Here is a 9,133-nt window from a genome sequence, read left to right as displayed (position 1 = left end):
CCGCCGAGGGCCGCACCGTGGTATCGGGTCCGGCCCTCGGCGGCGTGTCAGGAGGGTGGCGGCGAGGCGGTCGCCGGTGGCTCAGCCGACGGCCAGGCCGTGCGAGCGGAGGTAGCCGACCGGGTCCACGTCCGAGCCGTAGTCCGGCGTGGTCCGGATCTCGAAGTGCAGATGCGGTCCGGTCACGTTGCCGGTCGCACCGGACAGGCCGACCTGCTGACCCTCGGTCACGGTCTGGCCGGCCGAGACGGAGAGCTGGGAGAGGTGGCCGTACTGGGCGTAGTAGCCGTCGTTCAGCCTGATGACGACCTGGTTGCCGTACGCGCCGCCCCACCCGGCGGAGACGACGGTGCCGGCGGCGACGGCCTTGACCGGGGTGCCGGTCGGGACGACGAAGTCGACGCCGGTGTGATAGCCGCTGGACCACATGCTGCCGGCCACGTGGTAGCCGGTGCCGACGGTGGCACCGGCTACCGGGAGGGTGTAGCCGGTGTCGGGGGTGGTGGCCGCCTCGGAGGCCTGGCCGGTCTGGGGCGTCTGCGCGGAGGCGCCGGAACCGGAGGTCTGCGAGCCAACGCCCGGGGTCTGCGAGCCCGCGCCTGAGGTCTGCGAGCCGGCGCCCGGGGCCTGTGAGGGCTGCGCGGGCCGGGAGGGCCGGGAGGGCTCGGTGTGCGCCGGGACGGCCTTCGCGCCGAGGGACAGCTTCAGGCCCGGATGGATCAGCGAGGGGTTCTCGCCGACGGCCTGCCGGTTGTCCGCGTAGAGACGGTGCCAGCCACCACTGACATGCTGCCGCTCGGCGATCTTCGCCAGCCAGTCGCCGGCCTTCACCGTGTAGCTGCGCACGCCCGGATTCCGCTGCGCGGCAGCCTTTTCAGCGGCCGCCTTTGCCACGTGCGGAAGGGACTGCACGGCCTTTCCGGAAACGGACTGGGCGGTGGCGGCGTGCGCTCCGGCGGCTCCCATGAGCGGCAGAGCCAGCGCGGCGCCGCCGGTTCCGGCGACGGCGATCGAGCGGGTGAAACGCCGGGGCTTCGGGCGTCGGTGCTTACCCTTCGCGGGCATGGCGCATTCCTCTCCGGCGCCTGCGAGGTGAGCTGTCGGGTTCGGACTGGAGCTGTCCGGCCGCGCGGTGCGCGGCTGCACCCCAAGCCTGTCGCGGAGACCGGGACAGGCTGTCGTGCCTGGTGGGTCCCCCGCTCCTGCCGCGCACGGGTCATGGGTGTGGGGACTCCGGGCGGCGGCAGGATTCGGCGTTCCGTCCGGATTGGTGGCGAACGTAAGCGAGCAAGACGCAGCCGGACAAGCAGCAGTTTCCCGGCGTCTACGCCCTAGGTGATCGAATTCGGGAATTCACGGTCACCCTGCGTGAATTCCCTCTTCGAGTTGCCCGCCAAATCCCCCCATCCACACGCGAATTACGTGGACATGACGCACGACAGACGGTCACGAATATGACGCTCCTCACGCGTCGACGACCACGCCCATTCATTACAGAGCGAGTTGAACTTAAGGCTCTAATTCGGGCATACAGATCAGATGCGGCGGAGTCGGAAAATCGTCGCATCCAGGTCGCCCGTCAGCCCGGTGCGCAGACCGTGGTGCAGCAGCACGGCACCGCGGTGAACTTCGCCCGTTCCACGGCATTCGTACGATGCGGTCGGGTCGAGGCCGCGCAGGCGCACCGCCGGTACCGGCTCGCCGTAGTGCTGCGCCTGGAGGCAGGCGAGGACCACGGTCTCGCCCCCGAGGACGTACTGGACGGCACTCAGGCCACCGGCCGGGGGCCGCAGCCGGTAGAGGTCGCCGCGCTGGACGACCGGGCGGATCTCCTTGTAGAGGCTCACCCATTCGCCGGCCTCGGCCAGCTCCTCCGCGGTCCACTCGGTGAGGTCGCCGCCGACGCCGAGCACTCCGGCCATCGAGCTGACGAAACGGAACCGCAGCGGGCTGACCCGCCCGTTGAGCTGTGTGTTCGGGCTGTCGGTGACCCAGGCGGCCATGACCCGCGCGGGGTGGATCTGACTGAAGCCGTGCTGGATGGCGAGCCGGTCGAGCGGGTCGGTGTTGTCGGAGGTCCACACCTGGTCGGTGCGACTGAGCACCCCGAGGTCGATCCGGCCGCCGCCGCCCGAGCAGGACTCGAAGGCGACGCGGGGGTGAGCGGCACGCAGCCGGTCCAGCAGGGCGTACAGGGCGCGGACGTGATCGACCCACAGGCGCTGCGGGTACGGCTCCCCCGGCCAGCCGGCGTCGGTGAAGCAGCGATTGAAGTCCCACTTCACATAGTCGATCGGGGCGCTGGACAGGAGGGTGTCCAGCTGTTCCCAGAGGTACTCCTGGACGTCCTCGCGGGCGAGGTTGAGGACGAGCTGATTGCGGAGCTCCGTCCGCTTTCGCCCTGTTTGGTACTGGACCCATTCGGGATGGGCACGGTAGAGATCGCTGTCGGGATTGACCATCTCGGGCTCGACCCAGATGCCGAACTGCATGCCGAGGCCGTGCACCTGGTCCGCGAGGGGCTTGAGGCCGTGCGGGAAGCGGTCGGGGTTGGGCGTCCAGTCGCCGAGTCCGGCCCGGTCGCCGGTGCGGGCGCCGAACCAGCCGTCGTCGACGACGAACAGCTCGACGCCGATTCCGGCGGCCAGCCGGGCGAGGGCGGCCTGCTGCTCCTCGGAGATGTCGAAGGTGGTCGCCTCCCACGAGTTGAACAGCACCGGCCGGTCCTGCTCCGCATCCGGGACGACGTGCGCCCGCTGGTAGGCGTGCCAGGCGCGGCTGGCCCCGCCGAAGCCGCCGTCGCTCCACAGGCCCGCGAAGACGGGGGTGGCGTACGACTCCCCCGGCTCGAGGAGCAGCAGACCCGAGTCGTCGTAGCCGGCGCCGCCGGTGATCTGGACGCGCGCGTCCGGGAGTTGGGCGACGGCAATGCGCCAGGAGCCGGACCAGCCGAGCGCACAGCCGTAGACCTCGCCGCGCTCCTCGGTCGCGTCGGTGTCGAGCGCGACCCAGGGCAGGTGCTGATGTCCGGTGTGGCCGCGGCGGCTGCCGATGATCTTCTCGCCGTGGGTGAGGGGGGCGGTCGCGAGCAGGGACTCGGCGGCCCAGCGGCCGTGCAGCTGGGACAGACGCCAGCCCTCGCGGTCGGGCAGGGTCCAGGTGGCGGCGTCGGCGCGCAGCAGCTCCACGCGCACGTGAGCGCCGTTCTCCACGGTCACCCAGCGCTCCACCACGTCCCCGCGCATCCGGTAGTGCAGCGTGACGGCGATCCCGTCGTCGTCGAAGCGCAGCCGCAGCTCTTCGCCGTCGGCGCCCGATTCGGTGTCGTGGGCCACGAAGCGCCACTCGGTGCCGCGCCGCTCGCCGGTGCGCACGGACAGGGCCGGGCGGACGAAGCGGGGGCCGCCCTCGACGGGGTACTCCTCGCGGCCGTCGAGCGGGGACTCGAAGGGCCAGTAGGCGGGCAGCGGGCTCACCGCCAGGGCTTCGGCGTCGGCGAGCGTGATCCGTGGTCCCCAGTGGAGGTGCAGCAGTTCGTCCGCATCGGTGAGATGCAGCGCATAGCTGCTGGTGGGCCCGGACAGGAGCCACGTGCGACCGTTTTCGGCGATGTCCGCCATCGAGACCTCACAGGTGCCAACAGATCCGCTCAAGTACGAACATCATCAGGCCCTGCAGCCCCTGGTGGCAACGCCTGCGGCCAACTCATTGCCCGAGGAAATCGATGTCGTATCGTCGACCGAGCGCCCGTCGACGAGCCGTGCCGGCGGGGCCGACTGGGAGGAGCCCCCGTGACGCAGCAGGTCCCCTCGACCGAGCCCGAGCTGGCCGGAGTGCGCAATTTCCGTGACGTGGGCGGGATGCCGGCCGAGGACGGACGGCGGGTGCGCCACGGAGTGCTGTTCCGCAGCGGCCACCTCGCGCACGCGACCGAGGAGGACGCGGCCTTCCTCGCCTCGCTGGGCCTGCACACGGTCTTCGACTTCCGCAACGCGGCCGACCAGAAGCTGGAGGGCCCCGACGTCGAGCTGCCCGGCGTGCGGAACCTGAACCTGCCGCTGAGCGACCCGGCGGACGGCGCCGAGTTCTGGAAGATGGTCCGCGACGGCAACCTCGACCAGCTGCGCGGCATCCTCGCGGACGGCAGGGCGGCGGCCCGGATGGTCACCTCCTACCGGACGATCGTCAAGGAGCGCACGGCCGAGCACTCCCGGGTGCTGCACGCGCTCGCCGAGGACAGCGTGCCCGCACTGATGCACTGCGCGGCGGGCAAGGACCGCGCGGGCATCTCGATAGCCGTGACCCTCCTGGCCGTGGGTGTGGAGCGCGAGGCGATCGTCGCCGACTACCTGGAGTCCAACGCCAAGCACCGGCGCTACAAGGTCCGCCGCAACGGCAACCCCGACACCGCGTACACACCCGAGGTGATGGAGCTGCTCAGCCCGCTCTTCGACGCGCGCGCCGAGTATCTGCAGGCGGCGTTCGACAGCATCGAGGAGACCTGGGACGGCATGGACGCCTACTTCGAGCAGGGCCTGGGGCTCGCCCCCGAGACCCGGGAGCGGCTGCGCGAGCGCCTGCTCGACTGACACCGCCCGGCGCCCGGGGACGGGTGCCTGGCACTCAGCCCTTGGCTCCGACCGCGAACAGCAGGTAGAGGAACGCGGCCAGGACGTGGCCGAGGGCGATGTAGATGATGAGACGGATCCACAGGGAGCGGGGGAACTTCTCTTCGAAGTTGCTCATGGCATCTCTCCGGTCGAGGGGCCCAGGCACAGCGTGGCCGTGGGGCTCTGCAGCAGGGTGTGGACGAACAGCAGCTCCACGCCGTCGTGGTCCTCGGCGGCGAGGCGGTGCGGGGTGAGCGAGTCGAAGTGCGCGCTGTCGCCGGGCCCGAGCAGGTGCGCGGTGTCGCCCAGGCGCAGCCTGAGCCGGCCCTTGAGGACGTGGAGCCACTCCTCGCCGGGGTGGACGCGCACCATGTCGCCCTGGGTGCCGTAGGGGACGCGGACGCGCAGCGCCTGCATGGCACGACCGCGGCCGCCGGCCTGGATGTACGTCCAGCCGCCGGCACGGGTCGGTTCCATGTCGGCGCCGCGCACGATGGCGTCCCGCTCGGCGACCGTTTCGCCGAGCAGTTCCGAGACGGTCGTACCGTAGATACGGGCGAGCGCAAGCAGCATCGGCAGTGAGGGCTGGCGCTGTCCGGTCTCCAGCCGGGACAGGTGGGCCGGCGAGAGCCCGGCGGAGCGGGCCGCGGCCTCCAGGGTGAGACCGGAGCGTCGGCGCAGGGCGCGCAGCTGCGGCGCCACGGCGGGCAGGTCGTCGCCCTGGCCCGCCGGTGACGCGGCTTCTGAGGCGTTCATGCCTCCATTCAGCCGGAGTGTTGCCTCAGCGGCAAATCTTTTGCCTCAGAGGCAATACGGCGGATCTAGCGGTTCACCACCGCCTGCTTGATCAGGGTCTTGCCGAAGTCCCACACCAGGCCGCCGCCGCTGTGGGCGTCGTCCATCACGTCCGTGAAGGCGTCGACGAACCGGTCCACGTCGGCCTCGCCGACGACCAGCGGCGGGATCAGCTTGATCACCTCCAGGTGGTCGCCGGAGACCTGGGTGAGGATCCGGTGCCGTTGCAGCAGCGGGACGACCACCATCTGGGCGAACAGGCCCTTGCGCGCGGCCTGCAGCATGGCCCAGCGGCCGCGCAGCTTCAGGGACGCGGGCCTCCCGAACTCGATGCCGATCATCAGGCCCCGGCCGCGGACGTCGGCGAGCAGCTCGTACCTGCCGATCAGCTCGGTGAGCCGGGACTTCAGCAGCTCACCGGTCGCGCGGACCCCGGCGACGATCTGCTCGTTCTCCATGACCGAGAGCACGGCGAGGCCGGCCGCCATGGCCTGGGCATTGGCCCCGAAGCTCGCCGAGTGGACGAGGACCCGGTCCATGGACGAGTAGACCTTCTTGAAGATCCAGTCCTTGCCCAGGGTGGCACCGACCGGGACGTAACCGCCGGACAGCGCCTTGGCCACGCACACCAGGTCGGGTTCGACGCCGTCCTCGTGCTGGTAGGCGTAGAAGTCACCGGTGCGGCCGAGGCCGGTCTGCACCTCGTCGGCGATGAGCAGCGCCTTGTGCCGGTGCAGCAGTTCCTGCGCGGAGCGCAGATAGCCGGGCGGTGCCTCGTGCACGCCCTTGCCCTGGATCGGCTCGACGATCAGCGCGGCGACGTCGCCCTTCTTCAGCTCCCGGGCGAGGGCGTCGAGGTCACCGAGGGGCACGGCGGTGTCGGGCAGCAGCGGGGCGAAGCCGTCGCGGAAGCCGTCCTCGCCGTTGACCGACAGGGAACCGGTGGTCAGGCCGTGGAAGGCGTGGTCGCAGTAGAGGACGCGCGGCCTGCCGGTGGCGTACCGGGCGAACTTCAGGGCGGTCTCGACGGCTTCCGTGCCGCTGTTGCCGAAGAACACCCGGTCCAGGTGCGGGCTGTGGGCGAGCAGCCGCTCGGCGAGCAGGCCGGGCAGCGGCTGGCAGTCGAAGCGGGTGAGGTCGGCGAGGTTCAGGTCCAGGACGTCGTGCAGCGCCTTTCGGACGACCGGGTGGTGACGGCCGAGGCCCATCACCCCGAACCCGGCGAGCATGTCCAGGTAGTCGTTGCCGTCCGCGTCGTAGAAGTGGGCGCCCTCGGCGCGCTCGTAGACCTTGTCGAAGCCGATGGTGTGCAGCATGCGCGGGAGCTGCGGGTTCAGGTACTTCGCGTGCAGCTCGTAGCGCTCGGCTCCGCGCCCGGCGAGGAGGGCGCCGAGGTCGAACTCCGTGGTCATTCAGCTCTCTCCTTGACTGTGCCCCCCGAGTCCTTGACGGCGGAACCGGCGTCCAGGACGGCCAGGCCCGCTTCCGTGGCGGCGGAGCCAGCATCCTTGACGGCCAGGCTCGCGCTGATGCGTCCCGCGACCTCGACGGGGGTGAGCCCGATGTCGGCCAGCACCTCTCCGCGCTTGGCGTGCGCGAGGAACTGCTCCGGAATCCCGAACCGCCGCACCGGCACGTCCACGTCCGCGTCACCGAGTGCGAGCGCCACGGCCGAACCGACTCCGGCGGCCCGGCTGTTGTCCTCCACGACGGCCACCAGACGGTGTTCGGCGGCCAGACCGGGCAGGGCGGGGTCGACGGGCTTGACCCAGCGCGGGTCCACGACCGTGCAGGTGACGCCCCGGGCCTCCAGCAGCCCGGCGGCCTGCAGGCACACCGGTGCCATCACGCCGACGGCCACGAGCAGCACCTCGGGGTTCTCGGTGCGGTGCAGGACGTCCATGCCGCCCACGTGGCCGATCGCCGGGATCCCGGGGCCGACCGACTCCTTCGGGAAGCGGACCAGGGTGGGCGCGTCGTCCACGGCGACGGCCTCCCGCAGCTGGGCGCGCAGCTGGGCGGCGTCGCGCGGGGCGGCGATCCTCAGTCCCGGCACGACCTGGAGGACGGACATGTCCCACATGCCGTTGTGGGAGGCCCCGTCCACACCGGTGACGCCGGCCCGGTCCAGTACGAAGGTCACCCCGCAGCGGTGCAGGGCGACGTCCATCAGCAGCTGGTCGAAGGCGCGGTTGAGGAAGGTGGCGTAGACGGCGACGACCGGGTGCAGGCCGCCGGTGGCGAGACCGGCCGCGGAGACGGCGGCGTGCTGCTCGGCGATGCCGACGTCCCACACCCGGTCGGGGAAGCGCTCGGCGAATCTGCCGAGTCCCACCGGGTGCAGCATGGCCGCCGTGATCGCCACGACGTCCTCGCGCTCCTCACCGATCCTGACGATCTCGTCGCCGAACACCGAGGTCCAGGACGGCCCGCCCGAGGGCGCGAGCGGCTCGCAGGTCAGCGGGTCCATCACGCCGATGGTGTGGAAGTGGTCCTCCTCGTGGGCGAGGGCCGGCTCGTAGCCGCGGCCCTTCTCGGTGAGGCAGTGGACCAGGACCGGCCCGTGGAAGCGCTTCGCCCGGCGCAGCGCCGACTCGACGGCCTTGATGTCGTGGCCGTCGATGGGGCCGACATACTTCAGCCCCAGGTCCTCGAACATGCCCTGCGGGGCGAAGGCGTCCTTGAAGCCCTTCTTCGCGCCGTGCAGGGACTCGTAGACGGTGGGGCCGACGATCGGGGTCCGCAGCAGGACGTCCTTGCCCCAGGCGAGGACCTTCTCGTACCCGTCGGTGGTGCGCAGGGTGGCGAGGTGGTTGGCGAGGCCGCCGATGGTCGGCGCGTACGACCTCTCGTTGTCGTTGACGACGATGATCAGCGGCCGGTCCTTGGCGGCCGCGATGTTGTTCAGCGCCTCCCAGGCCATGCCGCCGGTGAGCGCGCCGTCGCCGATGACCGCGACGACATGGCCCTTCTCCCCCTGCACCTGGTGGGCCTTGGCGAGGCCGTCGGCCCAGCCGAGCGCCGTGGAGGCGTGGCTGTTCTCGACGACGTCGTGCTCGGACTCCTCGCGCGAGGGGTAGCCGGACAGGCCGCCCTTGCCGCGCAGCTTGGAGAAGTCCTGGCGCCCGGTCAGCAGCTTGTGGACATAGCTCTGGTGGCCGGTGTCCCACAGGATGCGGTCGACCGGTGACTCGAAGACCCGGTGGAGCGCGATGGAGAGTTCCACCACCCCCAGATTGGGCCCGAGGTGCCCGCCGGTTCTCGTCACCGCGTGCACCAGGAACTCGCGGATCTCTGCGGACAGTTCGCCGAGTTCCGCCTCGGACAGCGCCTTCAGGTCGCGTGGTCCCCGGATGCTCTCCAGAATCGTCACGCTGGGCCCCCTCTCGGTCCGTGCCGTGCCTTGCCCCTCTTCACTTCGTCTGCTGGGCCAGCTTCATGGCCTCCTCGATGAGGGTCTGAACGATCTTCGATTCGGGCACGGTCCTGACGACCTGGCCCCTGACGAAGATCTGACCCTTTCCGTTGCCCGAGGCAACCCCGAGGTCGGCCTCGCGGGCCTCACCGGGACCGTTGACCACACAGCCCATCACCGCGACCCTGAGCGGTACGTCCATGCCGTCCAGTCCTGCCGTGACCTCTTCGGCGAGCTTGTAGACGTCGACCTGGGCGCGGCCGCAGGACGGGCAGGAGACGATCTCCAGGCCGCGCTGGCGCAGGTTCAGCGA

The 9,133-nt window shown here is 70.9% G+C and carries 9 protein-coding genes and 1 riboswitch; of the genes, 2 read left to right on the top strand and 7 right to left on the bottom strand.

Annotated features, from left to right (window positions below; translation table 11 throughout):
- Positions 1-81: 81 nt before the first annotated feature.
- A complete protein-coding gene (locus tag AB0H32_RS44280) occupies positions 82-1,065 on the bottom strand; it encodes a peptidoglycan DD-metalloendopeptidase family protein (protein ID WP_361134066.1) in 984 nt (327 codons plus the stop codon).
- A gap of 4 nt (positions 1,066-1,069) precedes the next feature.
- Positions 1,070-1,266, bottom strand: a riboswitch (cyclic di-AMP (ydaO/yuaA leader).
- A gap of 269 nt (positions 1,267-1,535) precedes the next feature.
- Positions 1,536-3,620, bottom strand: coding sequence for an alpha-galactosidase (locus AB0H32_RS44275; RefSeq protein WP_361134063.1), 2,085 nt, complete (start codon positions 3,618-3,620; stop codon positions 1,536-1,538).
- Here AB0H32_RS44275 and AB0H32_RS44270 point away from each other — a divergent pair.
- Both AB0H32_RS44270 and AB0H32_RS44265 read left to right on the top strand, forming a co-directional pair.
- Entirely contained in the window at positions 3,610-3,795 is a 186-nt protein-coding gene (locus AB0H32_RS44270; protein WP_361134060.1) for a hypothetical protein, read from the top strand. The genes AB0H32_RS44275 and AB0H32_RS44270 overlap by 11 nt on opposite strands.
- Positions 3,792-4,589, top strand: coding sequence for a tyrosine-protein phosphatase (locus tag AB0H32_RS44265; protein ID WP_361134057.1), 798 nt, complete (start codon positions 3,792-3,794; stop codon positions 4,587-4,589). The genes AB0H32_RS44270 and AB0H32_RS44265 overlap by 4 nt, the downstream gene beginning before the upstream one ends.
- A gap of 34 nt (positions 4,590-4,623) precedes the next feature.
- Here the strand turns inward: AB0H32_RS44265 and AB0H32_RS44260 are convergent, their stop codons facing one another.
- From AB0H32_RS44260 to AB0H32_RS44240, 5 genes are all read right to left on the bottom strand, one after another.
- A complete protein-coding gene (locus AB0H32_RS44260; protein ID WP_361134055.1) occupies positions 4,624-4,746 on the bottom strand; it encodes a DUF6126 family protein in 123 nt (40 codons plus the stop codon).
- Positions 4,743-5,366, bottom strand: coding sequence for an XRE family transcriptional regulator (locus tag AB0H32_RS44255; RefSeq protein WP_361134052.1), 624 nt, complete (start codon positions 5,364-5,366; stop codon positions 4,743-4,745). Before AB0H32_RS44255 ends, AB0H32_RS44260 begins: the two co-directional genes overlap by 4 nt.
- A gap of 65 nt (positions 5,367-5,431) precedes the next feature.
- Positions 5,432-6,817: an aspartate aminotransferase family protein gene (locus tag AB0H32_RS44250; protein WP_361134049.1), complete on the bottom strand. Its 1,386-nt coding sequence runs from the start codon at positions 6,815-6,817 to the stop codon at positions 5,432-5,434.
- Positions 6,814-8,778 carry a 1-deoxy-D-xylulose-5-phosphate synthase gene (gene dxs, locus AB0H32_RS44245; RefSeq protein ID WP_361134046.1) on the bottom strand — a complete coding sequence of 655 codons (1,965 nt, stop codon included), beginning with the start codon at positions 8,776-8,778 and terminating at the stop codon, positions 6,814-6,816. Before dxs ends, AB0H32_RS44250 begins: the two co-directional genes overlap by 4 nt.
- Positions 8,779-8,818: 40 nt before the next feature.
- Positions 8,819-9,133, bottom strand: a 315-nt coding sequence (locus tag AB0H32_RS44240; protein WP_361134043.1) for a flavodoxin-dependent (E)-4-hydroxy-3-methylbut-2-enyl-diphosphate synthase, incomplete at its 5' end; no start/stop codon positions are given.

Source organism: Streptomyces sp. NPDC020362 (genome assembly GCF_040642095.1).
Classification (GTDB): Bacteria; Actinomycetota; Actinomycetes; order Streptomycetales; family Streptomycetaceae; genus Streptomyces.
The sequence above is the reverse complement of the archived record's forward strand: the minus strand, read 5'-3'. Positions and strand labels throughout refer to the sequence as shown.